This is a genomic window from Prevotella sp. HUN102 (assembly GCF_000688375.1).
In the GTDB taxonomy this organism is placed as follows: domain Bacteria; phylum Bacteroidota; class Bacteroidia; order Bacteroidales; family Bacteroidaceae; genus Prevotella.
Genome location: NZ_JIAF01000004.1, coordinates 596,795 through 616,032, shown reverse-complemented (window position 1 = coordinate 616,032; position 19,238 = coordinate 596,795). Strand labels below are relative to the sequence as shown.

Sequence of the window (19,238 nt, the reverse complement as noted above, 5' to 3'; positions counted from 1 at the left end):
ATTCGGGATAATCCCCGGACGCAGAGAAACGAGACAACAAGTAAACAAGTTTACGAGCATAATTGCACCCATATTCAGCAGAAAATCATTCGCTGCCCAGAGATAGAAAACAAACGATTTCCAATCTTGCGAAGAACGCATTGCAATCTTGCGAAGAATGCACGCCATTTGTGCGAAGAATGCGTTCCATTCTTCGCACAAATGAAAAGCAAAAAAATATCCATTGATTATCAAGTACTTACAAAACAAGAATCAAGCACATTACTGTTTGATTCTGAATTGCCATACCACTAAAAATCGGATAAGCCGAAATGTCGCACAATCAATATGCAGCGATGAGCAAAAATAAGGAAAAATTCATAGAAATACATTACTTTTTGCAATCTATTTTATTTATCTTTGCAGACAAGTATGAAAAGAAACGCATTCATTATCATAGCATTATTGCTTCTCATCGGCTGTGGGAAGCGAAAGCATAACGAAATACCCAACGAGAAATTTACCGACGAAATAAGACTGAAGACTACGCCGGTAAAAGACCAAGGAACGAGTTCGCTGTGCTGGGCGTATGCTATGCTCGCAACCATTGAAACGGAACATCTTATGCAGGGAGACTCCGTGAATCTCAGTGTTGATTTCGTCGCAAGGGCATATCTTGAAGAACAGGCTAAAAGACGCTTGCTGCTGAAGGATAAAGGCAGTTTTCTGAAATCAAACAGTAACGGCATCACCACCCGAGGTATGTCGAGTATGCTGCTCGATCTCATCCATATCTACGGCCTTCAGAACTATGATGCCTACCACAGAAAGGAATACACTAACTACGATGCGCTTGCACGCAAGCTGAATCAGGCGGTCCTGTCGCCCGGTTCTTCCCTATTTTCTACACGGATAAAGCACATCAACGAAATGCTTGACCAAGAAATAGGATATTCCACCAAACAAGTCTTTATGTATGGTGCAGTATATACGCCGCAGGAATTTGCCAGAAGCGTATGCCGTGACGATGAATACATAGCAATGACGAGTTTCTCGCACCATCCTTTTGGCGAGAAATTCCCGCTCGAAGTGCCCGATAACTACTTCCACAACACCTTCCTGAACGTGCCTATCGACACTTTGATGCAGACTGTTGAGAAAAGCATCAGAAAAGGACACCCCGTCTGTTGGGAAGGAGACGTGTCGGAAGACGGATTTTCCTTTGCCAAAGGCATTGCCATAACCGACAAGGAGTTTATGAAAATATCTCAGGAACTGCGTCAGGATGCGTTTGAAACCCACAAAACCACCGACGACCACTGTATGGAAATCGTCGGTATAGCCAGAGACAGCAAAGGAAAGAAATTCTTTATCTGCAAAAACAGTTGGGGAACAAACAACCGGTTCAACGGATTTATGTATCTCAGCTACAATTATGTACGGCTCAAGACCATCGCTGTTTATATTCCTGTTGCATAAAGATTTAATGCAGACTTTCCAGATATAGTCTCAGTTCGGAACCGTCGTCGAGCGATGGTGAATATTCCGTGAGCACACGAAACATATCCTTGCCGTAAGTTGCCACCATATCCTTCAAGGTGTTCAGCACACAGATGTTTCCGGCAAGACCGCAAAGGTGTATTTCCGTTATCTCATTGCTTCGGATGATTTCATCGAGCAGGGCTTTGGATTCCATATTCTGCATAATGGAGTACTCTTCCCTGTCGGCTGAATTGCCTTTTTCGAGCACCTTAAACGCTTTCCCCGCCGTATTGCAAGCCACAAGCAAGGGTTCATAGATGGCAGCTCCCACCGAATGCTGCACGCAATGCACAGGCCAAGGGCCACCTTGTGGTGCAAACGAGAGATGATTGTAAGGGTGCCAATCCGTAGTTGCCACAATTTCGGCATATTCATTACCGTGTTCTCTCACATATTCTGCAAGGTTTTTCATTGCCTCTTCTGCATTCGGAACGGGCAATGTACCACTGATAAAATCAATCTGTGGGTCGATTATCAAAAGAAGTCTTTTCATTTCCATTATAACAATAAAAGTATAGTGCTGCAAAGATAGGAATATTAAACGACAATACCCTCTAATATATATGAAATTTATAGCCCTTGTATTTCCCATTTTCGCAATAGTTTTTATAATTTAATTTAAATCATATTTTAATATAATATATTTTATAAATAGTTTTCAGAATATCATCCATACATATATATTCATATAACGGCTGAATATCACTCATTCTGCCCCTCATTATAATATTTCGGCTTGCAATACGTTATTGAGATAAACCAAAATAACAAATCAAATGATTATCACAACTACTCCCTCAATCGAAGGCAGAACAATTTTAGAGTATAAAGGTGTCGTAACAGGCGAAAACATCATCGGTGCAAACTTTTTCAAGGACTTTATGGCGGGAATCCGTGATTTTATAGGTGGAAGAAGCGGTTCGTACGAAAAGGTGCTGCGAGAGGCCAAAGATACTTCCATTGCCGAAATGATGCAGAACGCCGAAGCGTTGGGCGCAAACGCAATCGTGGGTATCGACATTGATTATGAAACCATCGGACAGGGCAATTCTATGCTGATGGTGACTTGTTCAGGTACAGCCGTGCGCATCTGAAATAATTCATCTTTTTGTCGCACTTACGTTTGTATATGATATTCACAGTACAGCCAAAAGACTGACCGACAATAAGATAAGCAAATAAATAAAGCCGAAATACAATGAATGTATTTCGGCTTTATTTTTAATACTGAATTGATTTCTAAATGAACGATTCGCACGGAATCAATATACAATTCATCCAAAACTAATGACTGATTCTAACAGAGTCAATGGACGATTCAAATGAAACCAATAGACGATTCACACAGAACCAATAACTCATTCATACGGAACCAACGGTCGGAAAAAGGACTCACGGACAGGCTACATCCCTACTCCAACTCCCATTCCTCCTATCTGGTTATCGTTCTTCTTCTCTTGGAAATCGTTTGAAATCTTACTCTCGTGCTTCTGGAACTGCTTCTTGGTATTACCGAAATTCCACGTAACGGTAAGTCCAATCTGCTGAACCGGAATGATGGTGCGCGTCCGTTGTGTGAAGTCTGCGCCCTCACTCACCTGATTCAGCTTCATTTTACCAGTCAATGGCGTGAAATACATCACACTGACATCCAGTCTTTCCTTGAAGAAGCTCTTTGCAAATGTGGTGGTAAACATATTGAAACTGTCTCCGTAGCCCTGCAAATTATATTTCTTCGTGCTTCCACCTGTGAATATGCTCCACTTGATGTCCCACGGAAGCGTCTGCTGCAAGCCTATGAAGCCTTCAAACTGCCAACCATAGTTGCGCGCTCCAAGCTGATTTGAACGGATATCGCCGTAATCGAATCCACCATTGAACATTAATCGCGTCTTAGGCGTAATTGCATAGTTCATAAACGTGCTGAAGTTCGTCCATCTGCTTCGCACGATGTTGCCGTAAGTAGTATTCAATATTCCGTTGTCCATAAACGAATATTGCTCTATCTGATTGTTGGCGAAGTTCTCACCCAAGGTCATATTGATCATAAACTTCGGTGTGAAATAATTGAATACAAGGCTCACGTTGTGGCTTTTCTCCACAGCGAGGTCGGGATTACCGTAAGAAAGTATCGTTGCGTTCGAACGGTCTACGTAAGGATTCAGATAAGTGATGCCCGGACGAGAGATACGCATACCGTAATTGATGCCGATATTTGCACTCTGCGCTATATTATAAGTGAAACTTGCTGACGGAACCACGTTGCCATAGTTCTTCTTAAAGTTGCTGCCGGGGCCAAGAATGAACTCCACATTCTCCCAAGTGTGCTCGTAACGCGTACCGAATTTCGCTCCGAACTTACCGGCAGTAAGGGCATATTCGATGTAGGAAGCAAGAATGCTCTGCTTGTTTTTGTAATCAACGCTGTTTGCGGCATTATACATCTGTAAGCCATTGATGATGTCGTAATAGCGAGAATCTGAAGAATTTCTGCGACCAATGAATTTCACTCCGGCGTTCAACGTATGGTTCTTTGCCAATGGAGTGGTGTAATCGGCTTGGAAAGTATGCTCCGTTCCCCGTGTATCGGCTTCCGAATAAAGGTCGTGGAGTGGGAGAGTGATGCCCGGTGGGAGCGGGTCGTAGATACGGTTGTTCTCCGTTGTACCCGGCGTTGTGGTAAAGAGATAGCTCAACGTGATGTTGCTCGTGCGAGCCTTGTTGAGGAACCGCTGATAATCCACACTACCGTTAAAGGAAGTATTGAGGTTCTTCATCATCATTTCATTGCCGTAAGAGAATCCAGAACCATAGATTCCACCAAAGAAGCTGTTCGTTGGATGGCCGGTACTCTTCATCGTGAAGCTTGTAAAACCTAACGATGCACCGATATTGCTCATCGAATCCAGTTCATATCCCAGACTCACGTTGCCCATTGTGAACGGAATGGTAGTCTTTCCCTTCTGATAAGTGCTCATAGTGGAACCGTCGGAAGCAATGCGATCCATCATCATCTCCACCTTATCGGACTCCATATAGCTGTACATTCCGTTGGCACTATACGTCAATTTTCCCTGCTGACCACTCAAAAACGCCGAACTGCGTATTCCATAGTTCACCATCGTCGCACTCACGTTTCCGTTATAGCCGTTCATATTCTGCGCCTGTGCACTATTCATCTTGTTCATAACGATATTCAGCACGCCGCCAACGCCTTCCGCATCGTATTTGGCACCCGGATTCGTTACCACCTCAATGGATTTGACTGCACTTGCAGGCATAGCCTTGAATATCTGTGAAGGATTTGCAGAGAACATAACGTTTGGTTTGCCGTCCACATATACCTTAAAAGAACCCTGTCCATTGACGGTAATGTTGTCCTGGCCGTCCACCGTAACCATCGGAACCTTTCTCAGCATATCGAGAACCGTGTTCGACTTGGAATCCACGTCGCTCAGAACGTCATAGGTCATCTTGTCGGTCTCCATTTTTACCAATGGTTTCTGTGCAACCACCTCAACACCTTCAAGCTGTTTCGGGTCGTCCTGAACCAAAAGCGTGCCCATATTCAACGTGGAAGAAGCACTACCGACTTCAAATCTACGGACAATTTCCTTTCTTCCCAACGAAGTAAAGGAAACATAATACTTGCCCTGACCCGATACTGTCTGCGAGAATTTGCCGTTTTCATCCGTTACGAACATCGCAACAGGCTTGTCGCTCTTTCCATTCTTGTAGACACGAACCGTGGCAAAGGGTTCAGTCTCGCGTGTCAGCGAATCCACCAGCTCGCCGGTAATCGTTGTAGTCTGCGCACTTGCGCCTGTTGCAGCTACTGCAAAACAGGCGAGCAAAAATGCTTTCATCTTATTCATCTTTTTATAATTAGTTTCTCAATTACTTAACTTCCGAAGTTATCTTGCTCCGAACGCCCTTCATAGACACAAGGAACGCCTTGGCACTACCGAATTTCAGGCTCATATCCAATCGGATGGGGATATGATTGGCATCGTCCGTTACATAAAACTTGGCAATGTTCTTCCATTTGCCCTTCTCCTGTTCGTCATACGCCAGTTGCAGACACCTGTATTTCCTGCCGTTATCGGCCTTTATCGTTGCCTTGCCGTTATATATCACGCGTCCCGGACTGAGACTGTTGCCGTCGGCAATGCTGAAATTCACGAAATTGCCCTTCTTCCATCCACTCGTATTGAAACTGCGGGCACGGAGGAATATGCTCATCATATCGAAAACACAGTCGTTCTGCGTCTTTTCCTTCCAATGGTGCTTTCCGTCGTTATCTATGCGATGCTGCTTTATCTTCGCTTTTCCGTTCGGATAGCTGTAAAACACCTCATCAACGGTGTATCGCTTGCCCTCGCGTGCGCCTTTACGGAAATAGAGGGGTACGAGATCCTTCGTATCGTAACAGAGCAACGTGTCGCGCAATACGAAATAATCGTCCAGTCTGCCGTTTCCCCTCGTTGTGAGCGAAGCCCGATAGGCAGGCGTTCCGTGGTAAGTGGACGCCACGGTGTACCACGAAGCCGTGCCAGCCTTTACCCAAACGAATTTCCAGTTGTAGTAAAGATTATACGTTAGATACTCACCGCTGTTGAACGCAGTATTGTTGAAAGTGCATTGAGCCGATGCATCTAAAGCAAGAAGCATCAGCAAACTCAGGATATAAGTCTTTAATTGTTTCATCTTGGTCGTTTTTCTTTTCCAATTCATAATTATCTTATTTTCTTTTTAAAAAAGAGAAAAAAGAATGTTGATGTATGATAGGCTGTGGATACTGTTCATAAGTTTTTTATTATTTTCTTGGTCGATTGGTTATCAACCCGTGGTTCAGAGTTATCCACATTATTGAATAATTCTTTCTCACTGATAATCAGTACTTATTATGAGTTATCCACAATTACACAACATAGTGCAAAGATAATAAGTTTATAACTTTTATTGCTGAAAATATGTGCAAAACTTCCCTAAAATGCCGTTAATAACTGTGTGGATATCCACATCTTGCGTGTATATGGCCCGTATATGTGTATATCCACAGGGTTATGATTGAGTTGTTAGGCAGGTTTTCCACAGGGTTATCCACAGTTTTCTGCTACGGATTGTGGATAAAGTAAAGATGTAGAAGTAGGGTAGGGGAGAAAGAGACGTTTTTTATATTATGCGAATCTGTCTGAAATAAAACCTGTCGGCAAGCGTTCTTATGTATAGAACACTCAAAATGGATAAATTAATGAAAGGAAAACAGATATGAAAGACGTGTTGAAAGATTACTATCGGATATTTCTTTCCTGTCCGACCGGTGGACTGATGCAGGCTGCCCGTAGGCGAATGGAAGAGAACGTGAGGCGATGGGCAGAGAGAAGCTACGAAGAAATGCCCAGTCTCGACGAAGTGAAAGACTTCATAGAGAGCACTCCCGATGCGCCCGTATTATCAGAATTTGTGGACAAGATTCTTGCTCCTCTCGTTCAATCGGAACAGGAACGGGGCGAAACGGCTGCACGGGAATACCTCGATTATCTCACAGACGAAGATCGTATCGACTGATATTAAACTTAGTTTACGTAAAACTTGAATCTCTATTTGTGTAAAATAATCTTACTAAAAAACGAACAAAATTTTTTGCCGATCTGGAGATTAGAAGTGCATAATCGGACAGTTGAAATGCGTTTTTCATTGGATTGTATTTCAATTCTGCGAAGAACATAAATCATTCTTGCGAAGATTGCGCTGCGTTCTTCGCAAGAATGATTTACTGATTTACGAAGAATGGAAGGAAAAATAGGACAAAAAACAAAGGATTTTTGTCCTATTTGCGAATAATTAATAGGAGTATATTATCGCTATTTTAGCTTAATCGGTGTAATGTTCTGTTATTCAGATAATTATGGAAAACGCTATAATTCGCGTATTTGAAAGCAGAAGTGTGCCTGCTGCATTTTAAATGTTAAAAAACGAGGCTTTTGTCAGAATATTTCAATACTGAAAATTAGTGGAAAGTTTAGGGAGAGAAGAGTTTATAAACGTGGAAAACGACTTCAATAAGTTTAGACGTGATTACTCAATTTCATCCTGAAAACAAAAATGAACAAGCCATATCTCAATGCTTTTCCGCAGAGATATGGCTTATTTACTGTGTTCAGAATCTTTGTTTCTATTGTTGAGGGAGATTCAGTCTTCTTACAATCTCCTCCGGCTCAATGGTGTTCATACAAGCGAAATCGCCTCTGTGGCAAGGCTTGTTGCCGAATACGGAGCACGGCCGGCAGTTTAGTTGATTGTTCTGCACGACATCTTCGGGCGATTGGTTCCATCCGAGGAAACCACAATAGGGATGGGTGGCTCCCCAGATGCTCAATACACGGGTTCCCACGAGCGATGCCAAGTGCATATTGGCACTGTCCATAGATATCATCGTGTCGAGATGGCTCATCAGAATCAGTTCTTGCTGAAGTCCTTTCACGTTGTCCGATGCGCAGATGCAGTTCCTGTATCGTGTAGCCCACGCATTGAGTATTTCTTTTTCTTCCTTTCCGCCACCGAAGAAGAAGAGTCTCAGGTTGGAGTATTGGGTGGTCAGCAACCTGACTACCTCTTCCATCTTTTCCTTCGGATACATCTTTCCACCGTGTGCAGCGAAAGGAGCGATGCCGATCCAAGTCTCGCCCTGCTTTTTCCCACCTATTATATTAGGGAGTGTCGTGAGGTCGTTGCCTCCGTTGAAGAAGATGGTCTTGAAATCGGGCTGTACGGGGAATCCCAACTTCTCCAAAACGTCCATATAGTTTTGGAAAGATGTGGGCTGCTGTACAAATACCTTGTTTTCCTTTCGGCACAACTTTCTTTTCCCTTTCTTGTGCTTGTCGATTGATGCAGTCTTGTAGCCGCTCAATGCAAAGCGAAGTCGGAGAAACTTTGTGCGCAGCACGTTATGGAAATCGGCCACGGCAGTAGGATGTTTTGCCGACAGCCGATGGTAGAGTCTGTTCAGTCCGGCGAATCCTTTGTACTCTCCTTTCAAATCAACTTCGATGAACTTCACATTGTCGGCAATGTGATAGAAGAATGACTTTGCGAAAGGACGCGACACAACGGTAATCCGCAGCTTTGGATATTGCTTGGCAAGGGCATACACCACGGGCACCGTCATGGCGACATCGCCCATGGCGGAAAAGCGAACGATGATGGTATGCTCGGTCTTCAATTACTTCTTGTAGAGTATGGGGTTAGTAGCCGGGTCGTTGTACATCTTCATCTGTCGGTACACCTTCATATACTTGCGTCCGGCCTTGATGTCTTCAAGCAGTTGGTCGATGGCAGAACAGAGATCAACCTGTTGTTCCAGCAGCACGGCGAGCTTGCTCTTGCACTTCTCTATGTGCTCTGCCGATGCGTCGGTACGCTCTGTCTGCTCCTTCATGTGGTAAATCTTCAGCGCAAGGATAGACAGACGGTCCACTGCCCAAGCTGGGCTCTCGGTGTTAATGGTGGCATCTTCCTGTACCTTCACATCTGAATAGAGCTGTCGGAAATAGGAATCTATCTGCTCTACGAGGTCGGTACGGTCCTGATTCGAGCGGTCTATGCGGCGTTTCAGGCTCATTCCGTCTTCCGGAACGATGTGTGGGTCGCGGATCAAGTCCTCAAAATGCCACTGAACAGTGTCAATCCAGCACTTCAGGTACAAGCGGTTCTCGATAGAATCTCTATCGTAAGGATTATTAATAGGTGTGTCTACATTATCCGTAATGTGATAATCTCGGATAGCCTGACTAAAAATCTCGTTGCAATGTTCTGTAAATGACATCTTAATTTTAGGTTAAATTTTTTGCAAATATAGTCGAAATAAATGATATGAGCAAAATAAACGGAGTGCTTTTTCCATCTTTCTTCGCACGATTGCGTGTCTTTCGGGTGCAGAAATGCCCCAAGTTTTGTTTTAATAGTTTGAGATAAATAATTGATTTAGCGCAATATATTACCAAAAATGGTAAAAAATAATGCACAATGATAGGTCGTTTGTGCAGTTTGATACACTTTTTTAATTAAAAAATTTGCACGGGTGGAAAATTTATCTTTCCTTTGCAGCCGATTTTAGATTTGAAAATAATATTAAACATTTTAAAAATTACAATTATGTCAGAAATTGAATCAAAGGTAAAGGCTATTATCGTAGACAAACTCGGTGTTGATGAAGCAGAAGTTAAGGCTGAAGCAAGCTTCACAAACGACCTCGGTGCTGACTCATTGGATACAGTAGAGTTGATTATGGAATTTGAAAAGGAATTCGGCATTTCTATTCCAGACGATAAGGCTGAGAAGATTGGCACTGTTGGCGATGCTATCGCTTACATTACAGAGAACGCTAAGTAATTTTGGAGCAATATACAAAGTACGGCGGAGCTTGCTCCGTTTCACTTTTGTTCTTTAATTTACAACTTATATCTTACTCAAGTTTCGCAAAATTCAGAAGAGTAAAGAAATAAGGTGTTAAGGAGTTAAGCCAATCGTTTTGCTAATTGTTTTTATATTCAAGTAGTGGAACTCTTAGCTTAACTCCTTAATTGTGTATCTTGAAATTCATTGATATGCTGATTTCAGAAGAGCGAAACTAAAAAAATGGATAAATGGAATTAAAAAGAGTAGTAGTAACAGGTCTCGGTGCCGTTACTCCTTTGGGAAACAGCCCTGAGGAAACCTGGAACAATATGTTGGCAGGTGTTAGCGGCGCAGCTCCTATTACACAATTCGATACAACTAACTTCAAGACTAAGTTTGCTTGCGAAGTAAAGAACCTCAACATCAATGATTATATTGACCGTAAAGAAGCACGAAAGCTCGACCGTTACACTCAGTTGGCAATCATCAGTGCCGATCAGGCAGTGAAAGATTGTGGTCTTGACTTGGAGAATGCAGACAAGAACCGCATCGGAGTAGTGTTCGGTGTTGGTATCGGTGGTATCAAGACATTCGAGGAAGAAGTGGTTTACTACGGACAGCACCTTGATCAGGGACCGAAGTTCAACCCGTTCTTCATCCCTAAGATGATTTCAGACATCGCAGCAGGACACATCAGTATCCGTTACGGATTCCACGGTCCTAACTTCGCTACGACCTCTGCCTGTGCTTCTTCTTCAAATGCTATCGGTACGGCGTTCAACCTTCTTCGCTTGGGCAAGGCCGATATGATTGTAAGCGGCGGTGCTGAGGCTGCTATCTGCGAATGTGGCGTGGGTGGTTTCAATGCAATGCACGCTCTCTCTACAAGAAACGACGATCCGGAGCACGCTTCCCGTCCATTCTCTGCAAGCCGTGACGGCTTTGTTATGGGTGAAGGAGCAGGTTGTATCATCCTCGAGGAGCTTGAACACGCTAAGGCTCGTGGTGCAAAGATATACGCAGAAATCGTAGGTGAGGGCGAATCGGCCGATGCACACCACATCACGGCGTCTCATCCGGAAGGTCTCGGCGCACGCTTGGTGATGCAGGCTGCATTGGATGATGCCGGTCTGAAGCCGGAAGACATCGATTATATCAATGTTCACGGTACTTCAACGCCTGTCGGCGACATTTCTGAAGCTAAGGCTATCAAGGAACTGTTCGGCGATGCTGCCTACAAGTTGAACATTTCTTCAACAAAGAGTATGACAGGCCACTTGCTCGGTGCTGCCGGTGCGGTGGAAGCTATGGCTTGTATCCTCTCAATTCAGAACGATATCGTTCCTCCTACCATCAACCACGAGGACGATGATAAGGATCCTGAATTGGATTATGATTTGAATTTTACGTTCAACAAGGCTCAGAAGCGTGAGGTTCGTGCTGCACTCAGCAACACGTTCGGCTTCGGCGGCCACAATGCTTGCGTGATTTTCAAGAAGTATGCTGAATAATATTATAGATAGAGTGAAGCTCCCTTTCCGAAAGGAAAAGGAGCTTTATCTGTCTTTGTACGAAATAATCGGGATTCTCCCACACAACCTCAGCTATTACAAGACGGCTCTGCTGCACAAGAGTGTAGCCCGCCGTAATGCGAAGGGAAAACCCGTGAACAATGAACGACTGGAGTTTCTCGGCGATGCTATCTTGGATGCCATCGTCGGCGATATTGTCTACGAACATTTCCCCGGTAAGCGTGAAGGTTTCCTTACCAACACGCGCTCGAAGATAGTTCAGCGCGATACGCTCAACCATCTTGCAAAGGAACTGGGCATCACGAAATTGATTCTGTCGAGCGGCCATTCCTCGTCGCACAACAGCTACTTGGGCGGAAATGCCTTCGAGGCACTGGTAGGAGCACTTTATCTTGACCACGGCTACGACGCTTGTATGCGTTTTATGAAAAAACAGATACTCGGCGAGCTGATCAACATCGACAAGGTGGCCTACAAGGAAGTGAATTTCAAGTCGAAGCTCATTGAATGGAGTCAGAAAAACAAGGTGCAGCTCGACTTCAAGCTCCTCGAGCACAGCAAGGACAAGCAGGGAAATCCTACTTTCGATTTCCAAGTCGTATTGGAAGGAATCTCCTGTGGCGAAGGTCACGGCTATTCAAAGAAGGAAAGCCAGCAGGAGGCTGCAAAGATTACGCTGCAACGGCTTCGCAAGGAAGCGCGATTCATCGACAAAGTATTCTCTGCCAAGGCCAACCGCACGAAAATGGAGGAGGAACCGATGCTCGATGTTCCCGAAACCACTCAGAATATGGACTTCATCGTGGGCTCGGATGAGTTGAAAGAAAAGCGTGAAAATCCTTTCCAAGAAGAAGTTTTCTCAGAGAATGGTATGGATGTGAGAGACGGACGGAAAGGCATTCAGCACGGAAAGAAAGATGATTTCGACTTTTCAGAAGTTGGAATAGCCGAGGCTGAAGACCGGGAATCGGTAATTGCGGCTGCCGAAGCTGCTGCATTTAAATAGATTTCTCGGATGAAACAACAAAAACAGGGTGAAGATAAATCAGTTATCTTCGCCCTGTTTTCGTTTCTGCATAATGGGGAAATGGGTCAGGCTCTGCCTTCTCTGTGTTCGGAAGAGTAAGCATTAATCTGTTAATCCGTGTTCTCTGTGAGAGTTTTTTGGTTTATCTAATCCTGAACTGGTGTAATCAAAGTCTGTTTTTGTAAAATCTGTTTACTAAAAAAACGATGCTGAAAATTTTCAATCTGGCTTTCACGAGCCGATATTTGGACGATTGGAGGCTTGTTTTTTGCAGTTTATTCTGCAAATATAGCAAGAGTATTTTCTAATCTTGCGAAGAATGAAAAACGAACTTGCGAAGAACGCCGTGCAATCTTCGCAAGAATGCACGGCAAGTTTGCGAAGAATAGGAGGAGGAAAAAGGTCTTTATCGGTAATATTCTGTTCTTTCTGCGAAGAGATACAGCGATTTTTTATTATCAAAATTGCATAGAATAGGATAACCGTTTGTAAATCAGGAAATTATGAAAAGGCTTCAAAATGGGCTTATTTCAAGGCGGAAGCGTGCCCGATTGATTTTAAATGTTAAAAAATGGAGCTTTTGTCAATAAATTTCAAACGCCTTTCATTAATTGATGAAAGGCGTTTGAAATAATGTTTCGGAAGATTCGGTATCTTATCCGTGCAGTATTTCTACATCTTTAGTGCAGCGCGCACGCCGGATTCCACATCCTTTATATCGGCAGTAGGCTCGAAACGGTCGATAACGTGCCCTTCCCTGTCAATCAGGAACTTGGTAAAGTTCCATTTGATGCTTGGATCTTTGTCGTAATTGGGATTCTGTTCGCGGAATTTAGTGTCGAGATACTGACCTATTTTGTTGTTCTTGTCGAATCCCTTGAAGCCTTGCTGCGCTTTCAGGTAAGTGTAGAGAGGAGCCTCGTTCTTGCCGTTCACGTCGATTTTTGCAAACTGTGGGAAGGTAATTCCGTAGTTGCCCGTACAGAAAGAATGAATGTCGCGGAAAGAACCCGGTGCCTGTTCGCCGAATTGGTTGCAGGGGAAGTCGAGAATCACGAGTCCTTCGTCCTTGTAGCTCTCATAGAGCTTCTGCAACTCCTCGTATTGTGGCGTGAATCCGCACTTTGTTGCCGTGTTTACAATCAGCAGCACCTTGCCTTTATACTCTTTCAGCTTCACGGTTTGCTCGTTTCCGTCTTTCACGCTGAACTTATACACATTCTTTTGTGCCAATGCCGGAATTGCCAGCAGCGCACAGAGCATAGATAATAATAGTTTTTTCATAAAAATAAAAACCCATTGCCAACTCCTTACGATTGGAGCAGAGCTTTCCTGAAAGCCCGGGTTGGGGAATGGAACTTTGATAGTTTAAATTATAATTCTTTTGTCAATTCTCTGTTTTTATGCTTTTGCGGACAGTCATCGGTGGAGAGATTGAATTCCCTTTCTTCGTTATGGAGAGTCGGGAAGTGGCCGTTCTATAATTTGCCTTTCAGCTCTTTCAGCCCCTCGCTTGCGCCTTTCCTTATCACGTTGATGTCCTTTCGCTTGCCCTGTGCCACTTCGTTGGGGTCGATTAGATAGATTGGCACGTTGGGACGGACATATCTCAGCAGTCCTGCCGCGGGATAAACGTTGAGCGATGTGCCCACGATGACGAATATATCAGCTTCTTCCACGGCTCTTGCACCGGCTTCTATCATCGGAACGGCCTCGCCGAAGAAGACAATGAACGGACGGAGGATGCTGCCATCCTTTGCTTTCGTGAATGGAACTACCTCGCAATGCGCCTCGTCAAGCTCCTGAATGAACTCAGCATTGTAAGGGTCGTCGCTCGAACACACTTTCTTCAGTTCTCCGTGCAGATGGATTACGTTGCGTGAACCGGCACGTTCGTGCAGGTCGTCCACGTTTTGCGTAACGATTGTTACCTCGTAGTCCTTCTCCAAATCCTTGATCAGCCTGTGTCCTTCGTTCGGCTGCGCGGCAAACAGTTTCTTTCGCAGACGGTTGTAGAAGTTTATCACTAATTCCGGGTCGGCATTCAGAGCCTCGTGAGTGGCAACCTGCTCCACAGGATAGTCTTCCCACAATCCGTCGCTCCCACGAAAAGTCTTGAATCCACTTTCCACCGACATCCCGGCACCAGTCAAGAATACGATTTTCTTCATTGTTTTATGCTTTTATATAGACAAGGGGATAAAGTGATAGGAACTTATTACAGGCAGATTTCACGCTAAATGCAAGGCATTGCAGCCTTGTTCTTCGCCCCTTTACTGGTTCACTCGTTTGCTTATAATCCCTTAAAGTCCACAAATTTAGTTATTTTAATTAGATAAAGTGCTATACTGTATTCTAAAAATAGTATCTTTGCACATTAAATTATCATAAATAACAGAAAATAAATGGATAAACTAAGCTATGCACTGGGTATCGGTATTGGTACACAGCTCTCTGGAATGGGTGCAAGTGAATTGAATATCGACGACTTCGCACAGGCTATCAAGGACGTAATTGCAGGCAACGACCTGAAAGTAAGCAACGAAGAGGCGCAGACTCTTGTTACAAACTTCTTTGCTGAGCAGGAAAAGAAGCAACAGGCAGCAGCGGCCGAAGCCGGAAAAGCGGCAAAGGCAATCGGTGAGGACTTCCTTGCAGAGAATGCTAAGAAGGATGGAGTTACGGTATTGCCATCTGGTCTTCAGTATGAAGTCATTTCGGAAGGAAACGGCAAGAAACCGGGCGCAACGGATAAGGTAAAGTGCCACTATGAAGGCACACTCATTGATGGAACCAAGTTCGACAGTTCCTACGATCGCGGCGAACCTGCTGTATTCGGACTGAATCAGGTAATCGCAGGTTGGACGGAAGGTGTGCAGTTGATGGGCGAAGGTGCCAAGTATCGCTTCTTCATACCTTACAATCTTGCCTACGGCGAGCGTGGTGCAGGTGCTTCCATCCCTCCGTTCGCAGCATTGGTGTTCATCGTTGAACTTATCGAAGTACTCTAAAAAAGAAACAGCAAGGTGCTTTGGTATTAGGAATGCACCTTGTCAGTAATAAGAATAATTAAAGATTTTATAGCAAAATGAAAAAACTTACTATCTTAGCCGCTATGGCTATCACAGCAGTTGGATTCACTTCTTGTGGAAATTCAACTCCAAAGGAAGACCTTAAGACCGATGTTGATACACTTAGCTACGCTTTCGGTGTGCAGATGGGATCAAATATCAACGAAGGTCTCAAGCAGAACAATGTTGATACAGCCTACATCGATGACTTCATCAAGGGTATGAATGAGGCTGCAAACAATATGGACGACAAGAAGAAGGCTGCCTACTATATGGGTATTATGGCCGGTTCTCAGATGAGTATGGGAATGAAGCAGCAGGCCAAGAGCCTTTTCGTGGGCGATACGACCAAGACGCTTTCGATAGATAACTTTATGGCAGGTTTCATTGCAAGCGCAAAAAAGAACAATAAGATTATGACTGCCGAACAGGCAAGTGAAGCTACTATGAGACTTACGCAGCAGATTCAGAAGAAATACGTCGATGCCCACAAGAAGAAGGGCGAGGAATATATGGCTAAGGTTGCCAAGGAAAAGGGTGTTAAGCCTCTTGGCGACGGTGTTTACTACAAGGAAATCAAGGCAGGCAAGGGCGCAACAGCCGATTCTACCAAGATTGTAAAGATCAACTACGAGGGTAAGGACGTTTACGGCAAGACATTCGACAAGGGCGAAGGCGCGTCTCTCCCAGTAGCAGGCGTGGTTCCGGGCTTCTCTAAGGCTCTTCGCAGTATGCCGGTAGGTTCAAAGTGGGAAGTTTACATCCCATACGCACAGGCTTATGGCGAAGCAGGCAACCCAACTATCCATCCTTATTCTGCACTTATCTTCACAATCGAAGTTCTTGGCATAGAAGATATGCCGAAGGGTGCACCGGGTATGGGCGGTATGCCGGTACAGATGCAGTAAGAATTTAGTCTGAAATCACATAGAACAGGGTCGGAGCCATAGGCCCCGGCCTTGTTTTGTTATAAGAAACTACATAAAAAACATTTATAAAGGTATGAAGAAGATATATCTTTTGGCACTCATTCTTCTGGCAAGTGCAGGGTTTAACACGATCAGTGCGAAGGACAAGAAGAAAGATAAGAAGAAAAAAGACGCAAAGGTGGAAACTGTTGTGCAGACAATCACACCGACAAGTATGAATGATTCGCTCAGCTATGCTGCCGGAATGACTATGACACGTGGTCTGGATGGCTATCTGAAGAGCCAGCTTGGCATTTCAGATGCGCAGATGCCGGACTTCCTCCGTGGCTTGAAGGAAGGCATTGCCAACCGTAAGGACAGCGTTTACTCTGCCTATGCAGTAGGTATTCAGGTTGCTTCGCAGGTGGACAAGAGTATGCTTCCGGGCTTGATAAAACAGATGGGCGGCGAAGGCAGCATCAATACGGATATGTTCTACATCGGTTTTATGGCTTCATTGGCGAAGGACACTACCGTATTTAACAGTAGCGACGCTGACCAATACGTTCAGACAAAGGAGATGGAGATGAAGAATGCCAAGGACAAGGCCAACAGAGAGGCTGGCGAGAAGTTTATGGCAGAGAACAAGACTAAGCCGGGTGTAATCACGCTGCCCAGTGGATTGCAATACAAGGTGCTTGTAAAGGGAACAGGTGAAATACCATCTAAGGACGACGAAGTAACGGTGGTTTACGAAGGTCGCACGCTTGACGGCAAAGTGTTCGATGCAACATCTCGACACGGCACTCCAAACGATACGTTCGGCGTTGGACGTCTTATCAAGGGATGGACAGAAGCCCTCACAATGATGCCCGTTGGCTCTAAATGGGAGATTTACATTCCACAGGAACTCGCCTACGGCGAACGCGGTGCAGGCAACGACATCGCTCCTTATTCGGCACTTATCTTTACCTTGGAGCTGCAAGGTGTGAAGCACGCTGCAAAACCGGTGGAGGTTCCAGAGCCAAAGGCAGCAGCAAAGCCTGTCGGCGCAAAGGGCAAGAAGACTCCCGTGCGTGCAAGAAAGAAGTAAGGCGGACGATGCTTAACTGAGATTCGATGAACTGATAACTTTAAATCGGTTCATCGAATTTTTGTTTTCAGCCCATTCCCGTTTCAGAATAATCTTGACAAAACCCTCTTCATAATTCGTTTATTCTGAGCAAAGGGTTTTTTATTTTCAAATATGCGAATTATGAGCATACTTATAATAAGTTGATTATCAGTATATTATTGATAAAACATCAATCAGCCCACTGCAAAGCAAGCTATATTCTTCGCAAAACAACCCAAAAATAAGCGAAAAACAAGCCGTTTTCTCCTTTCAATCTTCGTACATCTGCAATCCATTCTTGCGAAGAACGCATTGCAATCTTCGCACACTTGCATTCCGTTCTTCGCACGATTAGATTTCAATACTCTGAAAATTGCCTTTCAATCATCCATTTATGTGGCTGCAATCTCTAAATTGAAGAAAAAAAATGTGCGTTTTTTGGTAATTTAATTTTACAAAACCAATAGGATAATCCTGTGTAAAGATATCGAAACAGAGCAAAGGTGGCAACGCACGAAAGCTGTGTTCCGAACCTGATAAATGAAAATCCGGCTATCAGGGAAAGATAATTCCCCGACAGCTGGACTTACTTAATTGTTATGATATAAAACGCTTATCTATCCTTGTGGCAGCTCTCGTCTGCCTTTGCTTTATTTTACTTCCCAGATGTCGTTTGTCTCCAACAGTTCCATAAAGTTGTGATAAGGCTTCTTTGCCTTCACTTCTTCAATCTGTGCATTGACAGCCTCGTCATAAGTAGGTGCTTCAACGTCGCGGATAACTCCGAGTGCGATTGGGAAACCGTCTTCGTTGTTCATCATTGCGAGCTTCAGTTGCAAAGTGTCGTCAGCGCAGTGTGCATCGTGAACGAGAATGTCCTCGAGCTTCACTCCGTTTTCGCCAATCTTTACCACCTTCAGTCCGAAACCTTCCTGCATCAGTCCGAATTCGTTGTTTTCGCCGAACACCAATGGTTGGCCGTGCTTCACGTAGATAGCGTTCTGCTTGCGTCCGGGAGTAGAATAAACGGCATCGTGGCAACCCTCGTTGAAGATGACGCAATTCTGCAAAATCTCGCAAACGGCAGCACCCTTGTGTGCGTGTGCAGCCTTCAATATCTCGATGGTGGCAGGCGAATCCGTTGCAACGCTGCGTGCGAAGAACTTGCCGCGTGCGCCAAAGCAGAGTTCAGCCGGACGGAATGGGTCTTCAACGCTGCCGAACGGAGTGGACTTCGATACGAAGCCACGTGGGCTGGTAGGAGAATATTGTCCCTTGGTCAGACCGTAAATACGGTTGTTCAGAAGGATAATATTGATGTTGATGTTGCGGCGCATCGCGTGGATGAAGTGATTACCACCGATTGCAAGTCCGTCGCCGTCGCCGGAAATCTGCCATACCGTCAGGTCAGGATTCACAACCTTGACACCCGTTGCTATCGCTGCTGCACGGCCGTGAATGGTCTGCATAGCGTAAGTATTCACATAATAGGGCAAACGGCTCGAACAACCGATACCTGAGATAACTGCTGTCTCGTGTGGTGCAACGCCAATCTCAGCCATTGCCTTGTGGAAACTTGCCAAATAGAAGTGGTCTCCACAACCGGGACACCATCTTGGCTGTCCCTTTTTATAATCTTGTGCTGTATATTCGCTCATTTCT

At 44.6% G+C, this 19,238-nt stretch carries 17 protein-coding genes; 9 read left to right on the top strand and 8 right to left on the bottom strand.

What is annotated here, in order from left to right:
• The first annotated feature begins 411 nt into the window (after positions 1-411).
• Complete coding sequence (locus tag P150_RS0107520; RefSeq protein ID WP_028897152.1) at positions 412-1,458, top strand: C1 family peptidase; 1,047 nt, start codon at positions 412-414, stop codon at positions 1,456-1,458.
• Between the two features lie 4 nt (positions 1,459-1,462).
• Here P150_RS0107520 and P150_RS0107515 read toward each other — a convergent pair whose 3' ends face one another.
• Positions 1,463-2,020: an isochorismatase family protein gene (locus P150_RS0107515; RefSeq protein ID WP_036932130.1), complete on the bottom strand. Its 558-nt coding sequence runs from the start codon at positions 2,018-2,020 to the stop codon at positions 1,463-1,465.
• A 277-nt stretch (positions 2,021-2,297) separates the two neighbouring features.
• On the opposite strand from P150_RS0107515, the gene P150_RS0107510 reads away from it, so the two are divergent.
• Positions 2,298-2,615 carry a heavy metal-binding domain-containing protein gene (locus tag P150_RS0107510; protein WP_028897150.1) on the top strand — a complete coding sequence of 106 codons (318 nt, stop codon included), beginning with the start codon at positions 2,298-2,300 and terminating at the stop codon, positions 2,613-2,615.
• A 309-nt stretch (positions 2,616-2,924) separates the two neighbouring features.
• On the opposite strand, the gene P150_RS0107505 is transcribed toward P150_RS0107510, so the two are convergent.
• On the bottom strand, positions 2,925-5,396 hold the full coding sequence (locus P150_RS0107505; protein WP_051617587.1) for a TonB-dependent receptor domain-containing protein: 2,472 nt from the start codon (positions 5,394-5,396) through the stop codon (positions 2,925-2,927).
• Between the two features lie 22 nt (positions 5,397-5,418).
• Positions 5,419-6,228, bottom strand: coding sequence for a DUF3108 domain-containing protein (locus P150_RS0107500; protein WP_028897148.1), 810 nt, complete (start codon positions 6,226-6,228; stop codon positions 5,419-5,421).
• A 564-nt stretch (positions 6,229-6,792) separates the two neighbouring features.
• On the opposite strand from P150_RS0107500, the gene P150_RS0107495 reads away from it, so the two are divergent.
• Positions 6,793-7,092, top strand: a complete 300-nt coding sequence (locus P150_RS0107495; RefSeq protein WP_028897147.1) for a hypothetical protein — start codon at positions 6,793-6,795, stop codon at positions 7,090-7,092.
• A 607-nt stretch (positions 7,093-7,699) separates the two neighbouring features.
• On the opposite strand, the gene P150_RS0107490 is transcribed toward P150_RS0107495, so the two are convergent.
• Entirely contained in the window at positions 7,700-8,749 is a 1,050-nt protein-coding gene (locus tag P150_RS0107490) for a glycosyltransferase family 9 protein (RefSeq protein WP_028897146.1), read from the bottom strand.
• Complete coding sequence (locus P150_RS0107485) at positions 8,750-9,352, bottom strand: DUF4254 domain-containing protein (protein ID WP_028897145.1); 603 nt, start codon at positions 9,350-9,352, stop codon at positions 8,750-8,752. It abuts the gene before it with no gap.
• 329 nt (positions 9,353-9,681) lie between these two features.
• On the opposite strand from P150_RS0107485, the gene P150_RS0107480 reads away from it, so the two are divergent.
• The 3 genes from P150_RS0107480 to rnc all read left to right on the top strand — a co-directional run bounded on the left by P150_RS0107480 (position 9,682) and on the right by rnc (position 12,462).
• Positions 9,682-9,918 (top strand): acyl carrier protein, encoded by a 237-nt coding sequence (locus P150_RS0107480; RefSeq protein WP_028897144.1) that lies wholly within the window; start codon positions 9,682-9,684, stop codon positions 9,916-9,918.
• Between the two features lie 254 nt (positions 9,919-10,172).
• Positions 10,173-11,435 (top strand): beta-ketoacyl-ACP synthase II, encoded by a 1,263-nt coding sequence (fabF, locus tag P150_RS0107475; RefSeq protein ID WP_028897143.1) that lies wholly within the window; start codon positions 10,173-10,175, stop codon positions 11,433-11,435.
• Entirely contained in the window at positions 11,425-12,462 is a 1,038-nt protein-coding gene (rnc, locus tag P150_RS0107470; RefSeq protein ID WP_028897142.1) for a ribonuclease III, read from the top strand. Before fabF ends, rnc begins: the two co-directional genes overlap by 11 nt.
• Positions 12,463-13,155: 693 nt before the next feature.
• Here the strand turns inward: rnc and P150_RS0107460 are convergent.
• Together P150_RS0107460 and P150_RS0107455 are read right to left on the bottom strand one after the other, a co-directional pair.
• Complete coding sequence (locus P150_RS0107460) at positions 13,156-13,767, bottom strand: glutathione peroxidase (protein WP_028897140.1); 612 nt, start codon at positions 13,765-13,767, stop codon at positions 13,156-13,158.
• Positions 13,768-13,961: 194 nt separating this feature from the next.
• Positions 13,962-14,654: an NAD-dependent deacylase gene (locus P150_RS0107455; protein WP_028897139.1), complete on the bottom strand. Its 693-nt coding sequence runs from the start codon at positions 14,652-14,654 to the stop codon at positions 13,962-13,964.
• A gap of 234 nt (positions 14,655-14,888) precedes the next feature.
• Between P150_RS0107455 and P150_RS0107450 the strand changes: the two genes are divergently transcribed.
• The 3 genes from P150_RS0107450 (at position 14,889) to P150_RS0107440 (ending at position 17,555) form a co-directional block, all read left to right on the top strand.
• A complete protein-coding gene (locus tag P150_RS0107450) occupies positions 14,889-15,494 on the top strand; it encodes an FKBP-type peptidyl-prolyl cis-trans isomerase (RefSeq protein WP_028897138.1) in 606 nt (201 codons plus the stop codon).
• A 77-nt stretch (positions 15,495-15,571) separates the two neighbouring features.
• The gene (locus P150_RS0107445; RefSeq protein ID WP_028897137.1) at positions 15,572-16,462 is read left to right on the top strand and encodes an FKBP-type peptidyl-prolyl cis-trans isomerase N-terminal domain-containing protein; all 891 of its coding nucleotides are present in this window, start codon (positions 15,572-15,574) and stop codon (positions 16,460-16,462) included.
• 94 nt (positions 16,463-16,556) lie between these two features.
• The gene (locus tag P150_RS0107440; RefSeq protein WP_028897136.1) at positions 16,557-17,555 is read left to right on the top strand and encodes an FKBP-type peptidyl-prolyl cis-trans isomerase; all 999 of its coding nucleotides are present in this window, start codon (positions 16,557-16,559) and stop codon (positions 17,553-17,555) included.
• 671 nt (positions 17,556-18,226) lie between these two features.
• Here the strand turns inward: P150_RS0107440 and P150_RS0107435 are convergent.
• Positions 18,227-19,234 (bottom strand): 2-oxoacid:ferredoxin oxidoreductase subunit beta, encoded by a 1,008-nt coding sequence (locus P150_RS0107435; protein ID WP_028897135.1) that lies wholly within the window; start codon positions 19,232-19,234, stop codon positions 18,227-18,229.
• Positions 19,235-19,238: the final 4 nt, after the last annotated feature.